The following is a 25797-nucleotide window of genomic DNA, read 5'->3' on the forward strand; positions in this document are numbered from 1 at the left end:
CGGAACGATGACATGAACAACAAGAACAACGTGCTGCACATTCCCTGTACCACCATCGATGGTCGCCAGACCAGCCTAGCGGAGCTGGGGGGCAAGGCGTATCTGGTGGTCAACACAGCCAGCAAATGCGGTTTCACGCCGCAGTACGAGGGGCTGGAAACACTGTGGAAGAACTATGGGGATAAGGGGCTGCGCGTTGCGGGCTTCCCCTGTAACCAGTTTGGTTCGCAGGAGCCGGGGGATGAACAGGCAATATCGTCATTCTGCGAAATGCGCTTTGGTGTCAGCTTTCCGTTGTTCAGCAAGGTTGAGGTGAATGGTAGCGGCGCACATCCGTTGTTCACCCAGTTGAAATCCCAGGCGCCTGGTCTGCTTGGCAGCAAGGGCATCAAGTGGAATTTCACCAAATTCCTGGTGGATAGCCAGGGGCGGGTGGTCAAGCGCTATGCGCCGACCACCAAACCGGAGCAGGTGGCCAAGGATATCGAGGCGTTACTGGCTTAGCTCAGGGTCGGCGCGGCTTTCGCCGTTGCCGTCGCCGAGCCACTTGTTCATCATGTTTTGCAGATCTTCCCGCTTGAACGGTTTTACCAGATAGTCGTTCATGCCGGCGTCGGTACAACGCTGGCGGTCTTCTTCCATTGCATTGGCCGTGAGCGCGATGACCGGTAGCGCCTGCCATTGGGGCTGCTCACGAATACGCCGGGTGGTTTCGTATCCATCCATGACCGGCATGTTGCAATCCATCAGTACCAGATCGAAGTCGTTTTCCTGCAGTAGCGCGAGGGCCGCTTCGCCATGCTCTGCGACCATCACCTGGTAACCCAGACGGCTGAGCATGCCTTTGGCGACCATCTGATTGACCTGGTTGTCTTCGACCAATAATAACGTCCGGCCGGTTTGCACCTGTGCTGCGGCAATGCCGTCCGCGCTGGAAGGATCCTTGGCAAACAGCTCATCGATGGCGCGTGCCAGGCGCGCGCGCGAGGGTGGGCTTGCTACCTGCTGGCGAACACCGGTAGCGCGCGCGTCCGCTGAACCCAGCCAGCCGGTGTAGGGGCATACCAGCAGGCGCGGGATCTCCATGCGCTGGCCAGCGAGCCGGTGCGCCACATCGGGGCTGTCTAGAAGCCAGAAGTCAAACTGAGCATTATTCAGCGGAGGGTGAACCTGGTCGCTGTAGTTGACCAGCAGACAGCGCATGCCCCAGTGCTCTAGCTGTTCGAGGAGAAATCGGCCCTGTAACCGTCCCAGGCGATTCCATATCAACACGCTACGCGGCGTGGGCAATGAGAATGTGGGCTCTGTAGAGTGCGTCTTGAGCGGCAGGCTGACGGTGAACTTGCTGCCCTGACCCGGTTCGGATTCAACCGTCAGGGTGCCTTGCATCGCATCCGCCAGACTTTTGCACACAGCGAGCCCCAGGCCTGTGCCGCCAAAGCGTCTGGAGATTTCTGCATCGGCCTGGGTGAAGGGAGAAAATACCGATTCCAGCGCTTCTGGCTGAATGCCGATGCCGGTATCGCGCACGTAGATATCAACCCATTGTTGCCCGCCCCGGTTAGGCGCGACGGCCAGGTACACCGAGACCTGGCCCTGTTCGGTGAACTTGAGCGCATTGGATAGCAGGTTGCTGATGATCTGACGGACCCGCATTGGGTCGCCAAGCAGCATGGCAGGCAAGGCTGGATCAATGCGGCAGCTTAGTTCGATATCGCGCTTGTAGGCATTCTGGGAAAGCAGGCTCGTGGTGTCCTCGAGCAGAGCACCGAGATCAAAGGGGATTTCTTCGAGCTGCAGTTTTCCTGCCTCGAATTTGGACAGATCAAGAATATCGTTCAGCAGCTCGACCAGAATCTTCCCGGAATCGTAGGCTATCGATAACTGCTGGCGTTGCTCATCACTCAGCTCGCTGTCCAGCGCCAGGCCGATCATGCCCAGCAGGCCGTTGATCGGGGTGCGGATTTCATGGCTCATGGCGGCGAGGAAGGCGGCAGTCGAACTCGCTGTGTCCAGTGCTGCCTGGCGGGAGTCTTCCAGCTCGCGGTTGGACAGGCGCAGCTGGCGGTTGGTGTCCTGCAGCTCGGTGGTGCGCGCCTCGACAATGGTTTCCAGCTCGTCGAGATACTGGCGAAGCCGATCTTCTGCGCGCAGCTTTTGCCGAAGGTTGACGTCGATGCTCTGTAGTTGCTGGTTGATGACCTCCACCAGCGCGCCGATTTCATCGCGCTCATGGCCGGTCGGGCAGGGTAGGCGACTGCGTTCGTGCTCGGTCTTCATGCCGAGCAGATCAGTGATCAGGCGCACCAGCGGCTTGGTCAGCATGCCGTAGAACAGCACCACCAATATCAGCGACAACACCAGGCACAGGATGAAGTTCGAGACCAGGGTGAGGCCCGCGCGGCGCAGGAACTTCGAGCCCTGATGGAAGGTATCGACCTCGATCACCAGGTGGCCGAGTAGCTCGTTGGGTGAGTGCTCAACGTAAAGCGGTTGCGAATAATTGCGCACCGGCTCGAACAGCGCATCACTGAATGCCCGGTAACGACTCTCCATCATTGGCCGGTTGACGCTGGCCAGGGCGACGCCGGTGTCATCAATGATCTCCGCGCGCACTATGGGAGGTGATTGCAGCAATCCGCTGGTCAGCTCGCGTGCGAGCTCGGTATCGACGTTATAAGCGATGCGCGACGCTGGGCCCAGGCTGACATTGATCTGTGCCGCGATTTCATGATCAATTGCAGCGTCTTCGGCTCGATAATCGAGCGAGACCTGAATCAAACCCAGCAGGGTGCCCAGAATGAAAGCTGCCAGAACGCCCTGTCGCGCCTGCTTGAACGAGAGGCGATCAGTAAAGCGTATATGGTTCACGGGTCATCCTGGGTTTTGCTGTCGCCATCAGATTAGCTCAGTTTTACGGCTGCCTGGTTGATCGAATGGGTATCGGTCGTTTGGGTTGGACGTGGCATGCTAAGTCATTTGCCCTGAACAGGAATACAGGAAATGAGTGTAATGACTCCCGAGCAGTTCATGAAGCGCGCAGTGGCGTTTATGGATCGCTTCGAAAAAACCCTCCCGTCAGAGCCGGTGACCATCGATTGGACGGACACGCTGGCGGCACGCTGGATGGGTGAAGGGGACCGAGGTTGGTTGCGGCCTTTGATGATCGGCCAGCATACAGGACTGACCGATCTGGTCGGCGTGGAGCGCCAGAAAGAGTTGCTGCGGGCCAATACCGAACAATTCGTCAAAGGCCTGCCGGCCAACAATGCGCTGTTGTGGGGCGCGCGCGGCACGGGCAAGTCGTCGTTGATCCGAGCCCTGTTGGGCGAATATGCCGGCCGCAAGCTGCGCCTGATCGAAATCGACAAGAATGATCTGGTGCATCTACCGGTACTGATCGAGCAGGTGAGGGCGCAGCCTTGGCAGTTCCTGTTGTTCTGCGATGACCTGGCCTTCGAGGCGGATGACAGTGCCTACAAGACCTTGAAGACAGTGCTCGACGGCACCCTGGAGTCGACGCCGGACAACTTGCTGCTCTACGCCACCTCCAATCGTCGGCATCTGTTGCCCGAGCAGCGCAGCGATAATCAGGGCGCATCGATGGTCGATGGCGAACTGCACCCCGGTGAGGCCATCGAAGAGAAAATCGCACTCTCGGATCGCTTCGGGCTGTGGGTCTCGTTCTATCCGTTTTCCCAGGATCATTATCTGGACGTGGTACAGCACTGGCTCGGATCGCTGGCCGCGGAGCATGGCCTGGCGTGGCAATGGAATGATGAGCTGAGAAAGGAAGCAATACGTTGGGCGCTGGCGCGGGGCAATCGTAACGGGCGGTGCGCCTACCAGTTCGCCCGCTCCTGGGTAGGGCGGGCGCTGCTGGAGGCCTAGCCGTCAGCCGGGTTGTTTCTGCGCAGAGCGCGCCGCTATCTTGGCCAGCAGGTTGCGCTCCTCGGCGAGCCGCTCGCTGACGCTGCTGCGGGTACTCACTCGCTCAAGGAAACCAGCCAGGCTTGGCCAGCGACGGGGGTCGAGCGTCTCGCCCCCGTGCCCCAGATTGATCAGCTGGCAGGCCACCGCGATGTCGGCCATGCTGAATCGGTTGCCGACCAGGTACTCATTACTGCCCAGCTGGGCCTCGAGATAATCGAACAACGGCGGTAGCTTCTCACTCAGCGCGGCAGCGATCAGTTGCTCATCGGTCGTCTCGCCCTTGAGCGGTCGAACAATACGGTTGTAAAACACCGTGAAGGTCGCGAAGGGCGCTACTTCGTAATCGGCATACTTTTCCAGCCAGCGAATCCTGGCGGCTTCCTGAGGCGTGGTGCCATATAGCACGCTGCCGCGGGTGTCATGCAAGTATTGGGCGATAATCGCAGAGTCGGCCAGGTTCAGCTCGTCGTCCTGGATGGCAGGCACGCGGCCAAGCGGGTTGATCTGGTAATACCAGTCGGGTTGTCCAAAGGGATTCACCGTGACCAGTTCATAATCCTGGTCGATCTCGGCCAGCTGGATGCGGACCTTGCGAACGAAGGGGGACAGAATCGCGCCATAAAGAGTCAATGCCATGCGGGGCTCCGGTATGTGTTGGAAATAAAGGGCCTGGATCCACAATGCACGGAGGATAGCGCGGACAGCGGTTACGCGTGCCTGGTGTATCGGCGGCCGCTAGTCATCGTACACGGATCGTTTTTTCCAGGCTTCATCATCTTCTTCAAGCGCGTCCATTCCGGCGAGTAGTTCACTGTTTGACGGGTCGGCGATCTGCTCGGTGCGGATGGTGGCTTGTTCGGCCTCGTTGAGCTTGCGGCGCATCTGGGTGAGTACCTCGGCGCAGGCCGGATCGTTCTGCTTCTGCAGATACGCCACCGCACGCTCGTACTGCAGTTTGGCTACGCGGGGTTTGCCCTGCTGCAGGGCGTCGTTTGCCAGCGCCTGGAACATCTCGATAGTGGTGGCAACAATATGCTGGCGGATACCGGCGATCCATTGCTGCAGCCCAGCGCTATCGAGCAACCCGTCCTTGTGAGCCTGGGACAGCAGTTTGTGCAGGTTTTCCAATTGCAGGCGCACGTCGCGGGCCTGGATCTCGCTGGTGATCGCGATCGGCGTGTTGCCGATACTTAGATCGCCGGTCGACAATTGTTGGCGGACCATTGCAAGCTGGTTTTCGGCCTTGGTGTTTTTCCGATCCAGCTTCAGGAGCTGAGTCAGTAGATGCTCTTCGATGGTCAGTAGCAGTGACTTCAGCTCCACCGTCATGAACTGACCAGGTAACTCTTCGCCCAGCGCTGAGCAGTATCTGACGCGAGCGCTAAGCTCAGCGGTTTGCCGTGCGCGCTCTAGTCGCGCGCGTTCGAGGCTATGGCTGATGAAACCGATGCTGATCAATATCAGCACGCCGCCGGCTACCAGGGCTCCAATGACTAAAGGGGACACGATCGCTCTCTCTTCCTTGTGACGTACGTGGTAGAAGAGCAAGCATCGAACTAAACAGGAAGCGTTGCAAGCGCGAATTTATGTGACGTGGTTCGCATCTGGGTACAGGTAGTACTAGACTGCGCTGATTCATTGTCAGTGGCGCAGGGCGTATTAACGGCGTGCTGCAAGACGAGCCTGCCCGCGAGCCCTGAAATTACGCGGCACCGGAAAAAAACCTGAAAAAATATCAGGTTGGGGGTTGACGGTTCTCCGGGGTCTGCCTAAAATGCGCGCCACTTGCAGCGAACATTGAAACACGGGAGCAGCAAGTAGCCAGGGTTAATAACCTCGGCACTGTGAAGGAAGTCCGGATACGTCCCCTTCGTCTAGTGGCCTAGGACACCGCCCTTTCACGGCGGTAACAGGGGTTCGAGTCCCCTAGGGGACGCCACTTCGGCGTCAGTTTTGCGGGAATAGCTCAGTTGGTAGAGCACGACCTTGCCAAGGTCGGGGTCGCGAGTTCGAGTCTCGTTTCCCGCTCCAGATTCATCAAAAAAGCCGTCCATGTGACGGCTTTTTTGTGCCTGCAATTCCAGCAGTTTCCCTGCCTCCTCATGCTTCGTTGCATACGCTCGCGCGATAGACCCTGTCTGAATTCACGACTCGCATAGTGGCTCGCCTTCACCTGAGTGCGCCTAACATTCTCGGTGCGTCCGCGTTGTTTGCAGTACACCTCCATACGCCCACACGCGGGCTTTTAATCTTCCCTTAATGGTGGGCGGTTAGTTTCCACCACTGACGTCGTTGACGTTGATCAGTACCTTTCCGGCTACGTTCAGGGCAACGATTCGTGCAGAGGCGGGCGGTCAGCCCGGCATGGGTAAAACCTGGTTTGTTACCCGTGGCTTTCAGCGCGGTAATCACCGGACAGTCCGGGCCTAAAAAAACGTTTCCGGAGGCTATCAACCATTTGAATGGAGTAGGCCTTCACCATGATAACAACAGGGCTTCTGCTGACTCTCAGCTTCATCGGATCGCTGGCGGCGCTCGGCATACTGATCTGGGCAATTGCCAATCGCCAGTTCTCTGTCAGCCAGCAGGATGCGGAGTCGATCTTCGAGAAGGGCGAGGTAGGTCAGCCGGATGACTCCACCGCTTTCGACGGCGAGAAGAACAAGGAGCAGCAAGTCTTCGACGCAGTGCGCTCACGCATCGATGAGCCAGGTCGCAAAGTCGTCATCCTCATGACGGTGGTTGCGGCCGTCATGCTGCTACTGGGCACCGCCTTCGGTCTGCTCGCCTCCTTCAAGTTACATATGCCTGACCTGCTAAGCGACAGCGCTGCCATGACGTTTGGCCGGGTGCGCACCATGCACCTCAACCTGGTGTCTTACGGCTGGCTTTCAGTTGCCGGGATCGGGATTGCGCTGTGGATTTTGCCGCGCATGTTCCATACACCTCTTCGCCGGCCTAACCTCGCGTATTTCGGCGCCAGTCTCTGGAGCATCGGCGTCCTTGCGGGTGTTGTTGCCATCGGTAGTGGCTGGACAGAGGGGCTGGAGTGGCTCGAGATTCCCTGGGAGATTGGCCTGTTGATGGCAATCGGCGGGGCGTGCATGGCGTTTTCGTTGATCAGCACCGCCAGACACCGTGAAGTGCATCATATCTACGTCACGGGTTGGTATTTTCTGGCAGCGCTGTGCTGGTTCCCGATTCTGTTCCTTATTGCCAAGATCCCTGAGCTGCATTCCGGGGTACAGCAGGCGACGATGAACTGGTGGTTTGCCCACAACGTACTCGGTCTATGGCTGACCCCTTTGGGTGTAGGGGCCGCGTACTACCTGATCCCTAAGATCATCGGCGTCCCCGTCTTTTCCTATAGCCTGTCCCTTCTAGGGTTCTGGGGTTTGGCACTGTTCTATAGCCAGGTGGGCATCCACCATCTTATCGGTGGTCCGGTCCCAACCTGGGTGGTGACACTGTCCGTCGTCCACAGCGTGATGATGTTCATCCCGGTGATTGCCGTAGCGATCAACCAGCACGGTACGGTGCTGCGCAACCTGTGGGCTTTCAAGCAGTCGCTAGCGCTCCGTTTCGTTTCTACTGGCGCGGTGATGTATACGCTCGCTTCTTTTCAGGGGTCCCTTGAGGCACTCCGGTCGATCAACTCCGTTACCCACTTCACGCACTACACCGTCGGTCACGCTCATCTCGGCGCCTACGCGTTTACCACCATGGTCATGTTCGGCGCCTTCTATTACATGCTGCCGTTGCTAACCCGGCGCGAATGGCCCTGGCCCCGCCTGCTGGCTGCGCACTACTGGTTAGTGGTGGGCGGCTTCGGGATCTACTTCTTTGCCGTCTCCATTGGCGGCTGGCTGCAAGGGCTGGGGCTCCTGGAAGTCGGGCATCCGTTCGCTGACATTACCCAGTCGGTTCGTCCCTATCTGGAAGCCCGCTCCGTTGGCGGGACCTTGATGACGCTTGGTCACGTTATCTTCGCTGTCCATATCGCTGCATTGCTTTTGGGGAAGGGTTTGTTAGCACGTTCGAAAACTGAACCGGAAGCCGCCCGTCGTCCCGCCACTGTGGAGGGCATTTGATATGAATCGTCTGCTTCCCCTCTCTATCGGTGCTGTTGCAATACTGGCGTCGGCCACGCTGATGCTCGTCATTCTGCCGGGTATGCAGATCAATAAGCAGAAGCCTGCGGAGCAATTGAAGCCCTACACCGCGCAGGAGCAGGCCGGGCGTGACCAATACGTCAGCCTGGGTTGTGTCTATTGTCATAGCCAGCAACCCCGCTCGGGCTCGCAGACCCTGGCAGACGCGGCCCACGGATGGGGGCGCGCGTCAGTCGGCAGCGATTATTACTACGACGCGCCACACCAGTTAGGCACCATGCGTACCGGACCTGACCTGCTGAACATAGGCGCGCGACTGCCCAGCGCCGAATGGCACCTCACGCACCTCTATCAGCCCCGGGCGATTTTCGACTGGAGCATCATGCCGGCGTACCCGTTCCTGTTCGAGGCCAAAGCAGCGGCTTCGCCGGAGGATGTGGTCGTCAAGCTTCCGGCGGCGTTCCGGCCTGACGGCAAGGTGGTGGTAGCCAGACAGGAAGCGCTCGATCTGGTGGCGTACCTGCAAAGCCTGAATCGGACTTACGCGGTGGAAGGCGAGCTGAGCAGCATTCGGGATCAAGGCTTCGACACGCGTAAGGGGGAGAACAAATGAAGCGGCGTGATAAGTCGGACAATCATCTCGACCAGGTTGACCAGCATTTCGAGCCCTGGGAGCCCAATCAGCCGATCCCGCTTTTCGTTATCGCACTGGCCTTTGCGCTTGCCGTCTGGGGTGCGTTGACCTACCTGAGCGAATTCGGTGCCGCCCACGATGAAACCGGCCCCGAAGCTGTCCAGCAAGCCAGTCCGGACATTCCCGAGGCCTCGACCGCTGCTGAAGCGCAGGGTCTGCAGAATGCATCGCCGGAAGTACTGGGACTGGTGTACTCGGGTAAGGACGATATGTGGAGCTGTGCGTCCTGTCATGGAGCGAGTGGAGAGGGGACTGCCTCGACACCACGGTTGGCCGGCCAGGTAGGGGATTACCTGTTCAAACAGCTCCAGGACTTTCACAGCGGTAGCCGCGATGACGACAATATGGCTTTCGTCGTGAGTGCTCTGAACGAAGACGAGATGCGGGACCTCGCAGATTACTATGCCCAGATCCGCCTGCCTTCACGCGTGGCACCGACGATGGGTGGCGATCTTGAGCGTGGCCGGGTACTTGCTGAAAGCGGCGACTGGGAAGAAAACGTACCGGCCTGTTTACAGTGTCACGGGGGCAGCGGTGAAGGTGTAGAACCCTTCTTCCCTATGCTGGCCGGCCAGCACCCTGAATATACCTTTGTCCAGCTTGCCAAATGGCACGCTGGAGCTCGCGGTAATTCGCCGCAGGCCTTGATGGACGGCATTGCCGAAGCGATGAGCCCGGAGGACATGCGAGCAGTGTCAGACTTCCTGGCCACATTGCCTCTCAGATCAAGAACACAGGCGCAATCGTTTACCGGACCAGTCGGAGAATAAAAATGAGCACGAATTCCTCACAGAGCGGTGGCTTGAGCCAAACCTTGCGCCGTCTGCTCAAGGCGGGGGCCTTGGGCCTGGCTGTGTTTGCCTTCGGCACGCTGCTCTTCCAGTCAGGTGTTTGGAACGACGCCTATAGCGCGGTAAGCGGTATACCGAAAACCGACGAAGCGGACATTGAAAAGCAAGCGCTGGCCAGTCGGGCGGAAATGCTGGATGCCCGGGAGACGTGGCTGGCGGATGTTCAATCCGATCCGCCGAAGATTCCGGTATCCAGCGAAGGCTATTACGCGCCTCCTGCTGAAGCCGATATCCCCGATACACCATTCGGCGAATCGATTCGTCGCGGCAGGGACGTCTTTCTGAACACGGGTAAGCACGCACCGGACTACGTAGGCAACAGCCAGTCCTGTGCAAACTGCCACCTGGACGGCGGGCGGAAGGAGAATTCTGCGCCGCTGTGGGGCGCCTATCCCAAGTACCCGATGTACCGTGGCAAGAATAAAAAGGTAAACACGTTTCAGGAGCGTATTAGAGGCTGCTTTACCTATTCGATGAACGCGCCGGACTCACCTTCCGGGATGCCCCCGCCTCTGGGCAGCGACGTATACGTTGACCTTGAGGCCTATGCGTACTGGCTTGCGGATGGTCTGCCCGCCGGCGGAACAGTACCGGGGGCTGGCTATCCAAAGGTGGCGAAAACCGAGCTCGGCTACGACTACGAGCGGGGAGAGGAGGTCTACCAGGCAAACTGTTCGCTCTGCCACGGTGAAAGCGGTCAAGGACGCCGGGAAGCCGACGGCAGCGTGCAATTCCCGCCGTTATGGGGGCCAGAGGCCTACAACTGGGGCGCGGGCATGTCCCGGATCAATACCGCCGCGGCCTTTATCAAGGCCAATATGCCGCTGAGCAAGCCCAACAGTCTGACCGATCAGGAAGCGTGGGACGTGGCCGCTTATATCAATAGCTTTGAACGGCCAAAGGACCCTCGCCAGACCGGCAGCGTTGAAGAAAACCGCGCGAAGTATCACGAGGGCGACCAGATCTATTATGGCCAGAAAGTGCGCGGCGAGATTTTGGGGCAAGGCGTCAGCCGTGAACAGGCTGACGCGTCCCGGTAACCCGGGACGCCATCCCAGATGAATGCCGATCAGTTGGACTTAGCCAGCATTCGTCGGGCACGCCGGTTGGTGGTGACCATCGAGGGAATGTGGTGTGCCGGCTGCGCCATGGCGGTTGAACGGATCATCCAGCGGATTCCAGGCGTCTCGTTTGCCAGTACGAGCTTCGCCGGCGGCAGTGCTCTGGTGACCTGGGAGAACGACGACTTCGACCCGCGAAGAATCTTCGAGCGCGTGGCCAAACTGGGCTATCGCGTCTCCCCACTGATTGAAGTCGATCAGATGGAGCAGCGGATCGACGAGCAATCCCGCAAGGTCTGGGTACGGCTGGCGGTCGCTCTTTTCTTCGGCATGTGGAGCATGCTCGGCTCGATCATGCTCTACGTCGACCCGGTGATTGCACAGTCCGCCGCGGGCTGGTGGATCGCTGTTGCCGCGGTCATCTCTGCGATACCGGTCCTGACATACTCGGCCTGGGCGTTCTATCTTGCTGGGTGGCGAACCTTGAAGGCAGGCGTGCCGGGTATGGACGCTCTGATTTCGTTCGGCGTGCTGGCTGCAACCGGTCTCTCCGTCTGGCAGGTGGCTCGGGGCAGCGCCGACATCTACATCGACACGGCGACGATGTTGGTGACGTTTCTGCTGTGTGGCCGTCTGATCGAACTCCATGCTCGTCGCCGCAACTCCGCTGCAGTTAACGCGCTGCGTCAGGCCGTGCCAGAAACGGTTCGACGACTACGGAGCGATGGCACCAGCGAAGAAATCCGCGCAGCTGATCTCGAAGTAGGCGAGTCGGTGCAGATACGAGCAGGCGAGCGCATTGCTGTTGATGGGACGGTTCTCGATGGCGAGAGCGAGGTCGATCGCGCGATTGTCTCAGGCGAAGCCCGTCCTTTGGCGATTGCGCCCGGAGCGGTGGTAGAAGCCGGCAGCATCAATCTCTCTTGCCAGATCACCGTGCGTGCAGACGTTGCGTATGGCGACCGTTTCGTCGACCGGATTGGTGTCCGCATGCTGGAGCTGTCAGGGGCTAAAAGTACGGTAGCACTCCAGGCAGAGCGGTTCGCACGCTGGTTGGTCCCCACTGCGGTGGGGCTTTCTGCAGTAGCCTTTGCCTATGGTTATGGCACCACCGGTGACGTTGCGGAGGCTGCCTTGCGTGCGCTATCGGTGCTCGTGGCCGCCTGCCCTTGTGCGGTGGGTCTGGCCCTGCCGCTGGCCTATGCCACTGCGACCGGCACCGCCGCCCGGCAAGGCATCATGTTCCGTGATCCTGCCTCTATGGAAGCACTGGCTGGCGCCCGGGAGATGCTGTTCGATAAAACCGGCACGCTGACCTCAGGCAAGCTGGAAGTAGAGGAAGTCATCAGCGAGCGCTTTTCACGGCATAGACTGCTTCGCTTCGCCGCGCAGGCTGAAGCCGGAATAGCTCACCCCATTGCAGACGCGATCAACCGTGCCGCCGACGCTGCTACGCAGACTGACGGGCCCGGCCATACCACCCGCTATGCCCGGGGCTCCATCTGGCGCGCCGCAGACGCCGCTGACAACGTCATGGTCGGCGCCGTGAGCTGGCTGCGAGAGCAGGGCGTTGGGATTCCCGCCGAAGTGAGTGAAGGGAATCCTGGTGCCACGCCTGTTGGCGTAGCCCGCAACGGAGAATGGCTCGGGTTGATCTTGCTGCGGGATGCCCTTCGTCCCGGCGCCATCCAGGCGGCAGATACCCTGCGGAACGCTGGCGTGAAACTCGCTCTGGCAACCGGAGACCATGCAGATGCGGCGTCAGTGGTTGCCTCTGCGATCGGTCTGCAGCCGAACCGGGTGTACGCCGGCTGTCTGCCGGAAGATAAAGTGACGCACGTGAATAACGCTGAAAAGCCGGTAGTGTTCGTGGGCGACGGCGTCAACGATGCGCTCGCGCTGGCAGCAGCGGATTGTGGTATTGCCGTGCAAGGCGCTTCGGCTCCGGCGGTTGCGACAGCCGGGGTAGTGATTGCGGATGGGGGCTTTACCGGGGTGACCTCTGCATGGCACCTGTCGCGCCGGACTTTGCAAATCGTCCGCCAGAATCTGGTTTTCTCGGTCATTTACAATGCCGCTATCCTGAGCTTTGCCGCAACCGGCGCGGTGCCCCCTGTCGCCGCCGCGATTGCCATGCTCGTCAGCAGCCTGAGCGTCGTCGCCAATAGCGCGCGGCTTACCCATTCACCGGTGGCTCGGGTGGCCCCGGTGGGTGCTCCTGCACATGGCTGAATTTGGGGTCTGGCCCTGTTGCAGGACGAGGTCTACGGTTTGGCTCAACGCTTGAGCAGCCTAGAACTGACCACCTACGCACTCAGCTCTGGCCTGGATTGCTCATCAGCAGCTGTTTGGCCTGTGCCCAGTCGAAGGCCTCGCCACGCGCTTCAGCCTCGGCCTGATGCTCGTCGAGCAGCTGGTACAGGGCGATTTCTTCGTCGGGCATGAAATGCAGGCAATCCCCACCGAAATACCACAGCAGGTCGCGCGGAATCAGATGGGCGATCTGAGGGTAGCGCGAGATAATCTGGCAGATGATTTCCTGACCTTGCTGTAGCGCGGCGTCATCGCCTGCTTCAAGGTCGTTGATCATTTCGTCGAAGCGCTCGAGGAAAAGAATATTGCTCTCCTCGGGCACCTGCTCCATCAGCATTGACTGGGCGCGCAGAGTATCGAACAGGCTTTTGAGCAGCGCCAGATGATAGGTGTGGTAGGGCAGTGAGGTATTCATGGGTGTCTCCTTGGCAAGCGCGGGAGTCTAGCAGAAGACGCGGAACGTGCATGCACTGGGACGCGTAAAGACCGCTTGGCGATGCCGGCTCGCTGGCCGGCATCGCTCTCTGGGGTCAGGTTTTGAGCGGAACCGAGGTGTCGTGCTGAGGATTCATCTCTTCTGCAGAAAAGTCATCGACCTCAATCACCGCACGTCTCGCGGTTATGGCGGCGCTGAGCTGTTCGGCTTCGGCTTCGGTAATGGTTCCACTCGCCAGTGCTGAGGCAACCAGGTCTTCCTGGCTATCACCTTTCGTCCCTTCCGCTTTGCTTGTCTTGCGGATGTGCGCGTGCAGTGCGTCAGCTGCAATGACTTGCTCCAGCGTGCTGTTCAGCAGGCCGGTGACGTCGTCAGGGTCGTTGCTGCGGTAGCAGCCAGCCAGCAAGCGATCCCGCGAGGCGCCTGGTGTCATCAGGCGACGGGCGATCTCCGCACCGATACTGTCGCTAGGCGGAGCGAGGTGACGTCCGAGCGGGAACACCACAATGCGCAGCAGTACACCTGCCACCCGATTAGGAAAGTTCAGCAATATCTCATGCATTGATTGCTCGGTCCGGGCGAGCAGATCTTCTACGCCCCAGCGCACGAAGGGCAAGTCTTCCTCAGGCGAGCCCTGGTCGTGAAAGTGCTTGAGGGTGGCGCTGGCCAGATACAGATTGCTCAGCACATCGCCCAACCGCGCCGACAACCGCTCCCGGCGCTTCAGTTCACCGCCGAGCATCAGCATGGTGGTATCAGCCAGCGTGGCGAACGCCGCGGCAAGACGTGAGAGCTGTTGGTAATAGCCCTTGGTTGCAGCGTTGCCTGGTGTTTTCGCCAACGCACCGCCGGTGAGTCCGAGCAACAAACTGCTGGCAGCGTTGCTGACGCCGAAACCGACATGCTCGAACAGCAGCTTGTCGAAGCGCTCGATCCCGCTGTTCACGTCAGGATCCTGGGTGGCGGTCATTTCCTGCAGCAGATATGGATGGCAGCGGATTGCGCCCTGGCCAAAAATCATCATGCTGCGGGTAAGAATGTTGGCGCCCTCGACGGTGATCGAGATCGGAATGGACTGATAGGCACGGCCCAGATAGTTCTTCGGGCCCATGCAGATGCCCTTGCCGCCATGAACATCCATCGCATCATTCAGGCATTGGCGCATGCGCTCGGTCAGATGATATTTGACTACCGCGGACAGTACCGAAGGCTTTTCGCCCTGGTCGATGGCGCCAGCGGTCATGCAACGCGCTGCGTCCATTACGTAGGTGTTGCCGCCGATCCGGGCGAGGGCTTCCTGAACGCCCTCGAACTCGCCAATGGGCAGGCCGAACTGCTGGCGGATACGCGCATAGGCGCCGGTAGTCATGCTGGCCATCTTGGCCGCGCCGGTGCTGCCGGCGGGCAAGGAGATGGAGCGGCCGACGGAGAGGCAATTCATCAACATGACCCAGCCCTGACCGATCATGTCCTGTCCGCCAATCAGGTACTCCATGGGGATGAATACGTCGGTGCCAGAATTGGGTCCGTTCATGAATGCCGCATTCAGCGGGAAGTGTCTGCGACCGATTTCGACGCCGGGGGTCTCGGTGGGGATTAACGCCAGCGAGATGCCGCGTTCCTCTTCTTCGCCAAGCAGGTGATCAGGGTCATAGACCTTGAATGCCAGCCCCAGCAACGTCGCGACGGGGCCCAGGGTGATGTAGCGTTTTTCCCAGGTGACGCGCAGGCCCAGGGTTTGCTTGCCTTCCCAATCGCCCATGCAGACGATGCCTTTATCCGGCATGGCGCCAGCGTCGGAACCGGCTTCAGCCGAGGTCAGGGCGAAGCAGGGCACTTCCTTGCCAGCGGCCAGCCGCGGCAGGTAATGATTCTTTTGCTCGTCAGTGCCGTACTGCAATAACAGCTCCGCCGGGCCGAGCGAGTTGGGCACCATGACGGTTGAGCCCAGGTCGCCGCTACGGCTGGCGAGCTTCATCACGATCTGCGAATGCGCGAAGGCGGAGAACCCTTTGCCGCCATGTTCCTTGGGAATAATCAGGCCGAAGAAGCCGTTATCCTTGATGAACGCCCAGACATCCGCCGGCAGATCCTGAAAGGCGGTCGTCACCTCCCATTCGCTGGTCATGGCACACAGCTGTTCGACGGGCCCATCCATGAAGTTCTTTTCTTCAGCGGTCAGGGTCGGGCGAGGGAAGGCGTGCAGTTTGTTCCAGTCAGGCCGACCGTTGAACAGTTCGCCGTCCCACCATACCGTGCCAGCCTCGAGTGCTTCCTGTTCGGTGTCGGAAATGGGCGGCAGCACCTTCTTGAACCAGTGAAAGGTTGGGGTGCTGATGTTGGCGCGGCGCCAGTCAGGGAGATTCAGCGGTATCGCGATGCCGAGGAATACCACCCACAGCACCAGCATCAATAACCAGTGCGCGGGACTTAAAACGGTCATCGCAAGCAGATAGACCGCGGTGGCTATGCAGCCATTCAGCAAGCCGCTGCGCATGTGAGCCAGCACGGTTATGCAAAGTATCAGGCCGATGAGCCAGAGCAGGGTCACCATTTAGCGCTCCTTCGATTTGAGAAATGTCCAGCAACCAGCATAGCGCTTTTAAAGCGCGAGGGTCTGTCGGGGTTTGATGTGAGCGCAACGAGCAGGGTGGCGTTGCGAAGACTCCGGCAATAATTGGAGGTAATAGCGGAACATTGCTGCCCAGAGCGGGCAGCAATGTGTATTGCAGGCTAGCTTTCGAGGTTGGCCGTATCCTGCTTGATGGTACGGCCTGCCAGGTAGTAGTGCGCGGCAGACCAGAAGTTGATAACGGCGGCGCCAAGCAGGGCGTAGCGCAGGCTGTCATTCTCGAACCAGACGCGCATCAGATCACTGATGATGCCGATGGCCTGTGGGCCAAGTCCGAGACCGACCAGATTGAGCACCAACAACATGATGGCTGAGGCCAGCGCCCGGCTGCGCAGTGGGGTCAGGCTCTGAATCATGGCGAAGCTAGGGCCTAGATAGAAAGCGCCGAGGAACACAGCGGGCATATAAGCGATCAGTGCCCACATGGTGTTATCGATCAGGTAGAAGGCTGCGATGAAGGGGACGGACAGGAATTTTGCCAGACCGACGATCCAGGCATTCCATCGTTGATCGCGGGCGGCGAGTCTGTCAGCCAGCATGCCGCCGACGAACGCACCCAGGCCGCCGATGACACCCATTACCGGGCCGAGAAACAGACCCACTTCACTCGCCGTCAGCCCGTGGCTACGCATCAGGAAGGCCGGGCTCCAGATAATGCTGCCGTAACCGACCAGGCTGGTAAGGGTCAGGCCGAGTACTACATGCCGGGTAGTGCGCACTCGCCATAACACCGCGAACCCCGCACGTACGTTGATCTTGCCCAGCGGTGGTGGTTTGACCCCGTCGGCGAAGCCACGCGGCGGCTCGATCATGGTGAACCGGACCAGTGCGGCAATCAGCAGGCCGGGAAGGCCAACCACCAGAAACGCTGCGCGCCAGCCCCACCATTCGGTGACAAAACCGCCCACCAGAAAGCCGATCATGATGCCGAAGTACACACCCAGCGAATAGATCGACATGGCCCCAGAACGCTTTTCCTTGGGATACAGATCGGAAAGCATTGAGTGGGAAGGGGGGCTCGAGCCGGCTTCACCTATACCGACACCGACCCTGGCGGCCGCCAGTTGCCAGAAATTTTGCGCAGCACCGCAAAGAGCAGTCATGCCGCTCCAGATCGCGATAGACCAGGCGATGATATTACGGCGGTTGGAGCGGTCGGCAAATATTGCGATCGGAATGCCCAACGTCGCATAGAACAAAGCGAATGCAATGCCCGACAGGAAACCCAGCTGAGTATCGGAGAGCAGCAGGTCTGCCTTCAACGGCTCGATCAGAATGCCGACGATGTTGCGGTCAACGTGGCTGGACGTGTAGGCCGCGAGCAGCACGATCAATGCATAGCGTCGATAGGCTGGCGTGATGCGGCTGGCAACGTCGTCCTGTTCTATTGCTTCTACTGCCGCGGGTTCGGGCGTATTAGCCATTGGGCTTTCCTTGGGCTGTTGTCTTTGTGCCGGAGAGCATAAGGGCTGGCTGGAGGCATGGACAATTGACGTATGGCGGACATTTGTAGGGGTTTTGTAATCTCGAGATGTACTGCGCAGATCGCCGTCATCTGGCGCAAGGTCTTGATTTTTCGAAGTGTGCCCCCATCATTAGCCCTCGACTCTCAAGGCCGGAAGACGTGTGCATGACCGCAGCTATCAGTATCAAGGGGCTGGAAAAAACCTACGGCAATGGTTTTACCGCCCTCAAAGGCATCGATATGGAAGTGCAGCAGGGTGATTTCTTTGCCCTGTTGGGACCTAACGGTGCCGGAAAATCCACCACCATTGGCATCCTCTCGTCCCTGGTGACTAAGACGGCCGGTCGCGTCAGTATTTTCGGTCATGACATTGACACCGACCTGATGGCGGCCAAGCGCTGCATCGGTGTGGTACCGCAGGAATTCAATTTCAGCCAGTTCGAGAAGGCGATGGATATCCTGATCAATCAGGCTGGTTACTACGGCATTCCTGCTGGGGAAGCAGCCCGGCGCGCAGAAAAGTATCTCAAGCGCCTGAGCCTGTGGGACAAGCGCGATGTTGCATCGCGCATGCTCTCCGGCGGGATGAAACGGCGGCTGATGATTGCCCGCGCGTTGATCCACGAGCCCCGCTTGCTGATTCTGGATGAGCCCACCGCCGGGGTGGATATCGAGATCCGGCGTTCGATGTGGCAATTTTTGCAGGAGATAAACGCGCAGGGGGTGACCATCATCCTTACCACGCATTATCTGGAAGAGGCCGAACAGCTGTGCAAGAACATCGCCATTATCGATCAGGGCCGGATCATCTATAACACCAGCATGCGTCGTCTGCTCAAGGAGCTGCACGTCGAAACCTTTTTGCTGGATTGCCGTGAGACGCTGCACGCAGCGCCGGTGCTCGACGCCTATCCGTGCCGGCTGGTCGATGAGCACACACTTGAGGTGCAGATCGACAAGGCGCAGGGCATGAATGGTCTGTTTGCCGAACTGGCTACGCAGGGTATTGAGGTGCTGAGTTTGCGTAACAAGAGCAACCGGCTCGAGGAGCTGTTTCTCAACCTGGTTGATGAAAATGCCGAAAAAGGGGTGGCCTGATGACTCATTGGCGTAGTGGCTGGGTCGCTTTTGTCACCATTCTTTCAAAAGAAGTCCGTCGTTTTTCACGCATCTGGCCGCAAACGCTGTTGCCGCCGGGTATCACCATGGCTCTGTATTTTGTCATTTTCGGCAACTTGATCGGCAGCCGAATCGGTGAAATGGATGGGTATCCCTACATCGACTACATCGTCCCCGGTCTGATCATGATGTCGGTCATCACCAACAGTTATTCCAACGTGGTGTCGAGCTTCTTCAGTACCAAGTTCCAGCGATCCATCGAGGAGCTGATGGTGGCGCCGGTGTCGCCGCACGTGATCCTGCTTGGCTATACCTTTGGTGGCGTGGCGCGGGGATTGGCGGTGGGACTGATCGTGACCCTGATGTCGTTGTTCTTCACGCGGTTACAGGTGCAACACATCGGCTTGACGGTCACGGTCGTGTTTCTTACCTCGCTGGTCTTTGCGATGGGCGGCTTCATCAATGCGACCTTCGCGCGCAATTTCGATGACATTTCCATCGTGCCGACCTTCGTGCTGACGCCTCTGACGTATCTCGGTGGGGTGTTCTATTCGATCAGTATGCTGCCAGAGTTCTGGCAGAAGGTGTCGTTGATCAACCCGATACTGCATATGGTCAACGCCTTTCGCTACGGCATTCTCGGCGTTTCGGATATCCACATCGGCGTCGCTCTGACGCTGATGGTCGGCTTCGTCATCGTGATGTATTGCTTCAGCTACTGGCTGCTCAAACGCGGCATTGGCATGCGTCAGTAACCGTGGTTGGCCGGGTTGGCAGAGGCAAGGTATGCTGCCGGCCCGGCATGGAGAAAAGTTATGAATCAGCACCCGGCAGATGATTCACCTCTTGGTAAATCAAGTGCTTACGTAAGTGTCTACACCCCATCTCTACTGTTCCCGATTTCCCGTTTGCCCAAGTGGCGGGAGCTGGGGCTGAATCCCGACGACTTGCCCTTTAGCGGCGCTGACGTGTGGAACTGTTATGAACTCTCCTGGCTGACGCCTTCGGGCAAGCCGGAAATTGCCGCTGCCGAGTTTGTTTTTCCGATCACTGCGCAGCGGATTGTCGAGTCCAAGTCCTTCAAGCTGTATCTGAACTCGTTCAATCAAACGGTGTTTCGTGATCGCCATGAAGTGCTGCGCACGCTCGAGTCAGACCTGTCGGTGGCAGCGCAGGGCCCGGTAATGGTCAAGCTGTTGACCATGGATCAGCTGTATCGCAAGGGGATGGTTGAATTGCCGGGGGAATGTCTCGATGACCTTCAGGTGGATATCGACCAGTACCAATATAATCCGGACCTGCTGCTGTTGGCCCCCGCTGCCAGGCGTATCCGGGAAACCCTGTATACCCATCTGTTCAAGTCCAATTGCCCGGTAACCGGCCAGCCGGACTGGGGTAGCGTGGTCATCAGCTATGCGGGGGCTACAGTGGATCGCAAGAGCTTGCTGAGATATCTGTTGTCCTTCCGTCAGCAGGCTGATTTCCACGAACAGTGTGTGGAGCGCATCTTTACTGATCTCTATAGCTTGCTGGGCGGGCGCTGCGAGCTGACGGTATACGCCCGTTACGTGCGGCGCGGTGGCCTGGATATCAATCCTTATCGTTCTACCGAGCCGGGCCCGGCAGACAATTTCCGCCTCGCCCGGCAGTAATCAGGCACCACGGGCTCATTCAAGCCCGACGGTTGCCCTATCAAAAGCGCGCCGGGCTAGACAGTCTGTCAGATACCGATGTCCACTAGCGTCTGCATAACACTACGCAAGGTCGCGGCTGTGGTCGGGTGACGGGCTTCGAGCTGCTCGATCATCAGGTTGACGCCATCGACCAGGGTAGGGTCGGCCTCGGCTTCCTCGTTGACGTCTCGAGCTATCAATCTGGCTTTAATATTGGTCGCAAGTTGTTGAAGTGAGGCGCGTTCTTCGGCCGACAAGGGCGCTTCTGGATCCTCCAGCATCTCTTCCAGGGATTCCAGTTGTTCTTTCAAGTGCTGCTCGGCCATTTTGGCTTCTCCTGAGTTGGCGGTCTTGTTTCACTATAACCTGTCTTCCCGGCCAGCGTCGCGCCGGTCAATCATGCCGGGTTGGTCGCTGTAGGCGGGCGGCCCCATGGCTGCCCGAACATTGGCCGTCAAGCCACTCGATTCTCGCTTCGTCGAGATATTGTTAATATCCTGTGGTTACTGGATCTGCTGAGGTGCTGGTTGATAGGCATATCGCCCCTACGCCCGGTAATCTCTGCTTCGTGGAGAAGCGCTCTTTGATCTTCACTCATGACAGAATTCACTTCTGGTCTGGTTATTTCGATTACAATTTGCGGACCGCGGAACACAACAGGCTGGCCAGGTTGATCGCCGCAACTGGAGATGCTGAATGAATCATTTGAAGTTCGCTACCCCTCTGGCGTTGGCTTGCGCAGCCTCGCTTGTGTGTAGTACGCCGGCTTCCGCGCAGGAAGCCTATGACGATTACGCTGAGCAATCTACCAACCCGGATCCTTGGGAGCCCTTCAATCGGGCGGTTTTTCGCTTTAACGACACGGTAGATACCTACACCCTCAAACCATTGGCCAAGGGTTATAACGCGGTTATGCCCGAATTTCTCAATGACGGCGTTACCAACGTTTTCGGTAACCTGGGTGAGCCAAGAAACCTGGTCAACAATACCCTGCAGGGCAAATTTCACGATGCAAGCGTGGACCTTTCCCGGTTTCTGCTGAATACGACCCTGGGCGTGGTCGGGATTTTTGACGTCGCCACCCGTATGGGTTTGCAACGCAACGATGAAGACCTGGGTCAGACCATTGGTAGCTGGGGCGCGCCAAGCGGGCCCTATGCCGTGTTGCCGTTGCTGGGGCCTTCGACCGTACGTGACGCTGGTTCGCGTGTGCCCGAGAGTTTCATCGGATACACCTATACGGGGCAGGTCGATCACGTCCCAACGCGCAATACTGCGTTTGGTACCGACATACTCGATACCCGGGCGGCATTGTTGAGTCGGGAGCGGCTGATTCGTGGTGATCGTTACGCCTTTGTTCGTAATGCCTATTTGCAAAACCGTGAGTACCGCGTGCGCGACGGAGAGGTGGTTGACGAGTTCTGAGTCGCGGGCTTTCGGCGCCTCGAATTTCGGGACCTGGCAGCGGTTGCCTGGCGCATTGGATGGGAGTACTGTTTGCCCCTTCAAAGCGTCAGGTCATCCCTGACACGGCACACACCCTGTGGCTGTGGCACTCGCCTTGTACCATAGCATTGACGTAGGGACTCTATGCAGCTTCCTGGCATGACTTTACTGGTAATAGATGACGACGATGCAGTACGTCAGCATGTTACTGGTTACCTTGAGAATAGTGGCTTCGATGTACTGCAGGCGAGCCGCGCGGAGCAGGGCCTCCAACTGTTCGCAAAGCATAGGCCGGAGCTTGTCCTATGCGGTTTGCACATCGAAGACATGTGTGGCTTCGAGCTGATCCGTCAGATCATTGATGATTCGCCGGATACCCCGGTAATCGTGATGTCTGCTGCGGGCAGCATGGATGACGTCGTGAAAGCCTTGCGCGTCGGCGCCAGCGATTACCTGATCAAGCCATTTTCCGATCTGGCTGTGCTGGAGCATGCGGTTCGACGTTCGCTGGATCGTGCGCATCTGCGCGTCGAGAATCAGCGGATCCGCGAGCGCCTTGAACGGGCCAACCGTGAGCTCGAGAACCACCTGCAGGAGCTCAAGGACGACCAGGCAGCCGGACGCCAGGTGCAACTGAACATGTTGCCGGCAAGCCCCTGGCAGAGCGGACAGTATCGGCTCGAGCATCGCATCATTCCGTCCCTGTATCTTTCCGGTGACTTCGTTGACTATTTCCGCGTATCCGACACCCAGCTGGCGTTCTACCTGGCGGATGTGTCGGGGCATGGCGCTTCGTCAGCCTTTGTCACTGTCCTGCTCAAGTTCATGACGACCCGTTTGCTGTACGAGCAACGTCGGCAAGACACGGTTGGCCCGATCGCGTTCCAGCCCTCGGATGTGCTGGAGCATATCAATCGTAGCCTGATCAGCTGCAAGCTTGGCAAGCATGTCACCATGCTTGGCGGCGTCATCGACGAGACCAACCATACGCTGACGTATAGCATCGGCGGGCATCTTCCGCTGCCGGTGCTTTACGTCGACGGCAAGGCCGAGTATTTATTGGGAAAGGGGCGTCCCGTCGGCCTGTTCGAAGACGCCGTTTACGAAAATCATCAAATCAGCTTGCCTGAGCACTTCAGTCTTACCCTGTGTTCGGACGGGGTGCTCGATTGCCTCGAAGGAACTACGCTTAGGGAAAAGGAGGCTCGCTTGCCCAGTCTTGTCGAGCAGGCTGAAGGTGATTTCTCAAGAATTCTGGCCGAACTTGGCCTGGAGCCGGGTCAAGCGATGCCGGACGATATTTCACTACTGGTGCTAAGCAGGAACCCGAGATGATGACTACTGGCAAGATCCAGTTCGCGGAGTCGGAGGGCACCTTTGTTCTGAAGTTCATTGGTGACGTACGCCTGACCTTGTGTGCGGCGCTCGACGCCTATATCGAGAAAATCTTCAGCGCCCTGAGTTTCGATTCGATCATCATCGATCTGACCGAAACGGAAAATATCGACAGCACCTCTCTTGGGCTGCTGGCTAAACTCTCGAATCTGTCTCGGCAGAAGGTCGGTTTGCTGCCGACGCTGGTGTCCAATCACGAGGACATGAATCGGCTGTTGCAGAGCATGGGTTTCGATCAGGTATTCAACATCCTGTCAGAAGGCACACCGACCAGCGTGGAGCTGGAAGATTTGCCCGGCCAGGTGTTATCCGAAGAGGTGGTAAAGGATAAGGTCCTCGAGGCGCATCGTATTTTGATGAACCTCAACGATCATAACCGCGAGGCCTTCCGTGACCTCGTCAGCACGCTTGAATCAGGTAAGTGATCCTAGCAATCGCTCCAGCTTGATCTGATCCGCTGCAAAGGCGCGAATCCCTTCGGCCAGCTTCTCGGTGGCCATGGCATCTTCATTGTGCGACCAGCGGAAGTCGGCCTCGCCGAGCACCACCCGTGGTTCGCCCGCGCCAGGTTCGAGGAGGCTGGAACGGGCAAGCTCACCTTCTTCCTCGGATAGCTGCTGCAGCAGGGCAGGGCTGATGGTCAGGCGGTCACAACCGGCCAATGCCTCGATCTGGCCAACATTGCGGAAGCTGGCGCCCATCACCACAGTTTCGTACATGTGCTGCTTGAAGTAGCGGTAGATGCGCGCCACCGATTGCACCCCTGGGTCTTCCTGGCCGACATAGTCTCGCTGCTCGTGCTGCTTGTACCAGTCATAGATACGCCCCACGAACGGAGAAATCAGGTAGACGCCGGCGTCCGCACACGCCTGAGCCTGGGCGAAGGAAAACAGCAGGGTCAGGTTGCACTGAATGCCTTCTTTTTCCAGTTCGGCAGCGGCCTGGATGCCCTCCCAGGTGGAGGCGATCTTGATCAGGACGCGGTCGCGCGTGACGCCGGCCTCTTCGTAGCGCTGAATGATGCGCCGCGCCTTGGCGAGTGTCGCTTTGCGATCAAAGGAGAGGCGCGCATCGACTTCGGTAGACACTCTGCCGGGAATGATTTTCAGGATCTCGCAACCAAGCGCGACGGCGAAATGATCGCAGGCATCGCTGGCCTGATCGAAGCTGTCGGCGGACTGCTGCACGGCCTGCTCGAGCATTTGCTCATACTCGGCCTGGCTAGCAGCCTTGAGCATCAGCGACGGGTTGGTGGTCGCGTCGACGGGTTGCAGGGTCCGGATCGCATTGATGTCGCCGGTGTCGGCGACGATCTGTGTGAGCTTCTTGAGGCTGTCTAGTTTGCTGGTCATGAACATTTCCGCGAAAGACGAATATGTCTTGACCTTACCCCATGGCGATTACGCGGAGCAATCCCGCGGCGCCAGGCGCCGTGACATATCGTCGGTAAGTTGATCGTAGAGCGCCAGGGGCTGGTCAGTACGGTGCAGAGAGCTGCTCAATTCGCGGCGAAAATGCCGGGCCCCGGGCAGCCCCTGAAACAGTCCCAGCATATGCCGGGTGATGTGATGCATCATGCCGCCTTGCTCGAGGTGACGCACGATGTAGGGACGCATCGCATTCAACACGTCGATTCGGCCGAGGGCAGGGCGCTGGTCATCATAGAAAAGGCGGTCCACCTCGGCCATGAGATAAGGGTTGTGATAGGCCTCGCGCCCAACCATTACCCCATCCACGTACTGCAGTTGCTCGGTCATGGTGTCGAGCTGACTCAGGCCACCGTTGATGATGATTTCAAGACCAGGGAAGTCCCTTTTCAGCTGGTGTACAACCTCATAGCGCAGCGGTGGGATATCGCGGTTTTCCTTGGGCGAAAGGCCTTCAAGAATGGCGATGCGTGCATGCACGATGAAGGTTTCGCAGCCGGCGGCGTGCACCTGGCCGACAAAATCACACAGCTCCTCGTAGCTATCCCGCCCGTTGATGCCGATGCGGTGTTTTACGGTGATCGGCAGATCACAGGCAGCTTTCATTGCCCTGACGCCTTCTGCTACCAGATCAGGGCGCGCCATCAGGCAGGCGCCGATCAGGTTGTTCTGTACGCGGTCGCTCGGACAGCCGACGTTGAGGTTCACCTCGGCAAAGCCAGCCTCCTGCGCCAGAGCGGCGCAGGTCGCCAACTCCTGTGCGTTGCTACCGCCCAGTTGCAGCGCCAGCGGTTGTTCTTCCGGGTTGTAGCCGAGAAAGCGTTCGCGATCGCCATGAATCACCGCACCGGTGGTCACCATCTCGGTATAGAGCAACGCGTGCCGGCTGATCAGCCGCGCGAAGTAGCGATAATGACGATCCGACCAATCCATCATCGGCGCAACGCAGAATCGGCGCGACGGTGCAGGGCGAGGGTTAACTGGCTGGGTTGGCGTTTCCAGGGGCATTTCGTGAAGCCTGCTAAGGAGGTGTCCGACGTGGTTCACGTGACAGGGTCCAGTGAATTGGTTCGATTATGGTGCCGCGCTGATCCAGCGCAAGGGTCGCTAGTGTATCAGCAATGTGCCCACCTTTTCCCGCACCCCTGCAGGTGGTTTTTCTGTCCTGTTGTGAACTGATCTCTTCGAATAGGGTCAATCCTTGTCGATGGCATTGTGATGTTGAAATGCTTTCAATTTT

General features: G+C 58.7%; 22 protein-coding genes and 2 tRNA genes. 15 read left to right on the plus strand and 9 right to left on the minus strand.

The window, feature by feature from the left end:
* Positions 1-12: 12 nt before the first annotated feature.
* On the plus strand, positions 13-504 hold the full coding sequence (locus FHK95_RS08695) for a glutathione peroxidase (RefSeq protein ID WP_150304221.1): 492 nt from the start codon (positions 13-15) through the stop codon (positions 502-504).
* On the opposite strand, the gene FHK95_RS08700 is transcribed toward FHK95_RS08695, so the two are convergent.
* Positions 493-2871 carry a response regulator gene (locus FHK95_RS08700; RefSeq protein WP_206668556.1) on the minus strand — a complete coding sequence of 793 codons (2379 nt, stop codon included), beginning with the start codon at positions 2869-2871 and terminating at the stop codon, positions 493-495. The genes FHK95_RS08695 and FHK95_RS08700 overlap by 12 nt on opposite strands.
* 141 nt (positions 2872-3012) lie before the next feature.
* Here FHK95_RS08700 and FHK95_RS08705 point away from each other — a divergent pair, with 141 nt between their 5' ends.
* Positions 3013-3891 (plus strand): ATP-binding protein, encoded by an 879-nt coding sequence (locus FHK95_RS08705; RefSeq protein WP_408003605.1) that lies wholly within the window; start codon positions 3013-3015, stop codon positions 3889-3891.
* 3 nt (positions 3892-3894) lie between these two features.
* On the opposite strand, the gene FHK95_RS08710 is transcribed toward FHK95_RS08705, so the two are convergent.
* Together FHK95_RS08710 and FHK95_RS08715 are read right to left on the minus strand one after the other, a co-directional pair.
* Entirely contained in the window at positions 3895-4569 is a 675-nt protein-coding gene (locus FHK95_RS08710) for a glutathione S-transferase family protein (RefSeq protein WP_150304223.1), read from the minus strand.
* A gap of 99 nt (positions 4570-4668) precedes the next feature.
* Positions 4669-5439, minus strand: a complete 771-nt coding sequence (locus tag FHK95_RS08715) for a hypothetical protein (RefSeq protein WP_150304224.1) — start codon at positions 5437-5439, stop codon at positions 4669-4671.
* 357 nt (positions 5440-5796) lie between these two features.
* Between FHK95_RS08715 and FHK95_RS08720 the strand changes: the two genes are divergently transcribed.
* The 7 genes from FHK95_RS08720 to FHK95_RS08750 all read left to right on the plus strand — a co-directional run bounded on the left by FHK95_RS08720 (position 5797) and on the right by FHK95_RS08750 (position 12883).
* Positions 5797-5872 (plus strand) — tRNA-Glu (locus FHK95_RS08720).
* A gap of 16 nt (positions 5873-5888) precedes the next feature.
* A tRNA-Gly gene (locus FHK95_RS08725) sits at positions 5889-5964 on the plus strand.
* A 449-nt stretch (positions 5965-6413) separates the two neighbouring features.
* The gene (locus tag FHK95_RS08730; protein ID WP_150304225.1) at positions 6414-8024 is read left to right on the plus strand and encodes a cbb3-type cytochrome c oxidase subunit I; all 1611 of its coding nucleotides are present in this window, start codon (positions 6414-6416) and stop codon (positions 8022-8024) included.
* 1 nt (position 8025) lies between these two features.
* Positions 8026-8658, plus strand: coding sequence for a cbb3-type cytochrome c oxidase subunit II (locus tag FHK95_RS08735; RefSeq protein ID WP_150304226.1), 633 nt, complete (start codon positions 8026-8028; stop codon positions 8656-8658).
* Positions 8655-9509 carry a c-type cytochrome gene (locus FHK95_RS08740; protein ID WP_150304227.1) on the plus strand — a complete coding sequence of 285 codons (855 nt, stop codon included), beginning with the start codon at positions 8655-8657 and terminating at the stop codon, positions 9507-9509. The genes FHK95_RS08735 and FHK95_RS08740 overlap by 4 nt, the downstream gene beginning before the upstream one ends.
* A 2-nt stretch (positions 9510-9511) precedes the next feature.
* Positions 9512-10630 (plus strand): c-type cytochrome, encoded by a 1119-nt coding sequence (locus FHK95_RS08745; protein ID WP_150304228.1) that lies wholly within the window; start codon positions 9512-9514, stop codon positions 10628-10630.
* Positions 10631-10648: 18 nt separating this feature from the next.
* Positions 10649-12883 carry a heavy metal translocating P-type ATPase gene (locus tag FHK95_RS08750; RefSeq protein ID WP_150304229.1) on the plus strand — a complete coding sequence of 745 codons (2235 nt, stop codon included), beginning with the start codon at positions 10649-10651 and terminating at the stop codon, positions 12881-12883.
* Positions 12884-12965: 82 nt separating this feature from the next.
* Here the strand turns inward: FHK95_RS08750 and FHK95_RS08755 are convergent, their stop codons facing one another.
* From FHK95_RS08755 to FHK95_RS08765, 3 genes are all read right to left on the minus strand, one after another.
* Entirely contained in the window at positions 12966-13379 is a 414-nt protein-coding gene (locus FHK95_RS08755; RefSeq protein ID WP_150304230.1) for a PA2817 family protein, read from the minus strand.
* A gap of 115 nt (positions 13380-13494) precedes the next feature.
* A complete protein-coding gene (locus FHK95_RS08760; protein ID WP_150304326.1) occupies positions 13495-15951 on the minus strand; it encodes an acyl-CoA dehydrogenase in 2457 nt (818 codons plus the stop codon).
* A gap of 182 nt (positions 15952-16133) precedes the next feature.
* Positions 16134-17456 carry a spinster family MFS transporter gene (locus FHK95_RS08765; RefSeq protein WP_150304231.1) on the minus strand — a complete coding sequence of 441 codons (1323 nt, stop codon included), beginning with the start codon at positions 17454-17456 and terminating at the stop codon, positions 16134-16136.
* A gap of 206 nt (positions 17457-17662) precedes the next feature.
* On the opposite strand from FHK95_RS08765, the gene FHK95_RS08770 reads away from it, so the two are divergent.
* From FHK95_RS08770 to queF, 3 genes are read left to right on the plus strand one after another with little or no spacing between them, the layout of a single operon-like run.
* A complete protein-coding gene (locus FHK95_RS08770; RefSeq protein ID WP_150304232.1) occupies positions 17663-18595 on the plus strand; it encodes an ABC transporter ATP-binding protein in 933 nt (310 codons plus the stop codon).
* Positions 18592-19371, plus strand: a complete 780-nt coding sequence (locus FHK95_RS08775; RefSeq protein ID WP_408003606.1) for an ABC transporter permease — start codon at positions 18592-18594, stop codon at positions 19369-19371. The genes FHK95_RS08770 and FHK95_RS08775 overlap by 4 nt, the downstream gene beginning before the upstream one ends.
* 60 nt (positions 19372-19431) lie before the next feature.
* Positions 19432-20268, plus strand: coding sequence for an NADPH-dependent 7-cyano-7-deazaguanine reductase QueF (queF, locus tag FHK95_RS08780; protein ID WP_150304234.1), 837 nt, complete (start codon positions 19432-19434; stop codon positions 20266-20268).
* 68 nt (positions 20269-20336) lie between these two features.
* On the opposite strand, the gene FHK95_RS08785 is transcribed toward queF, so the two are convergent.
* Positions 20337-20615, minus strand: a complete 279-nt coding sequence (locus FHK95_RS08785) for a DUF4404 family protein (protein WP_150304235.1) — start codon at positions 20613-20615, stop codon at positions 20337-20339.
* 370 nt (positions 20616-20985) lie between these two features.
* Between FHK95_RS08785 and FHK95_RS08790 the strand changes: the two genes are divergently transcribed.
* From FHK95_RS08790 to rssC, 3 genes are all read left to right on the plus strand, one after another.
* Complete coding sequence (locus FHK95_RS08790; RefSeq protein WP_150304236.1) at positions 20986-21714, plus strand: MlaA family lipoprotein; 729 nt, start codon at positions 20986-20988, stop codon at positions 21712-21714.
* A 165-nt stretch (positions 21715-21879) separates the two neighbouring features.
* On the plus strand, positions 21880-23070 hold the full coding sequence (locus FHK95_RS08795; protein WP_150304237.1) for a PP2C family protein-serine/threonine phosphatase: 1191 nt from the start codon (positions 21880-21882) through the stop codon (positions 23068-23070).
* Positions 23070-23555, plus strand: coding sequence for an anti-sigma factor antagonist RssC (gene rssC / locus FHK95_RS08800; RefSeq protein WP_150304327.1), 486 nt, complete (start codon positions 23070-23072; stop codon positions 23553-23555). The genes FHK95_RS08795 and rssC overlap by 1 nt, the downstream gene beginning before the upstream one ends.
* Here the strand turns inward: rssC and tal are convergent.
* Positions 23544-24482: a transaldolase gene (gene tal, locus FHK95_RS08805; protein WP_150304238.1), complete on the minus strand. Its 939-nt coding sequence runs from the start codon at positions 24480-24482 to the stop codon at positions 23544-23546. The two genes, rssC and tal, sit on opposite strands and share 12 nt — an antisense overlap.
* A 48-nt stretch (positions 24483-24530) precedes the next feature.
* The gene (gene dusA, locus FHK95_RS08810; RefSeq protein WP_150304239.1) at positions 24531-25565 is read right to left on the minus strand and encodes a tRNA dihydrouridine(20/20a) synthase DusA; all 1035 of its coding nucleotides are present in this window, start codon (positions 25563-25565) and stop codon (positions 24531-24533) included.
* Between the last annotated feature and the right edge of the window lie 232 nt (positions 25566-25797).

The sequence above is a fragment of the Pseudomonas saliphila genome, assembly GCF_008638345.1.
Lineage (GTDB): Bacteria > Pseudomonadota > Gammaproteobacteria > Pseudomonadales > Pseudomonadaceae > Halopseudomonas > Halopseudomonas saliphila.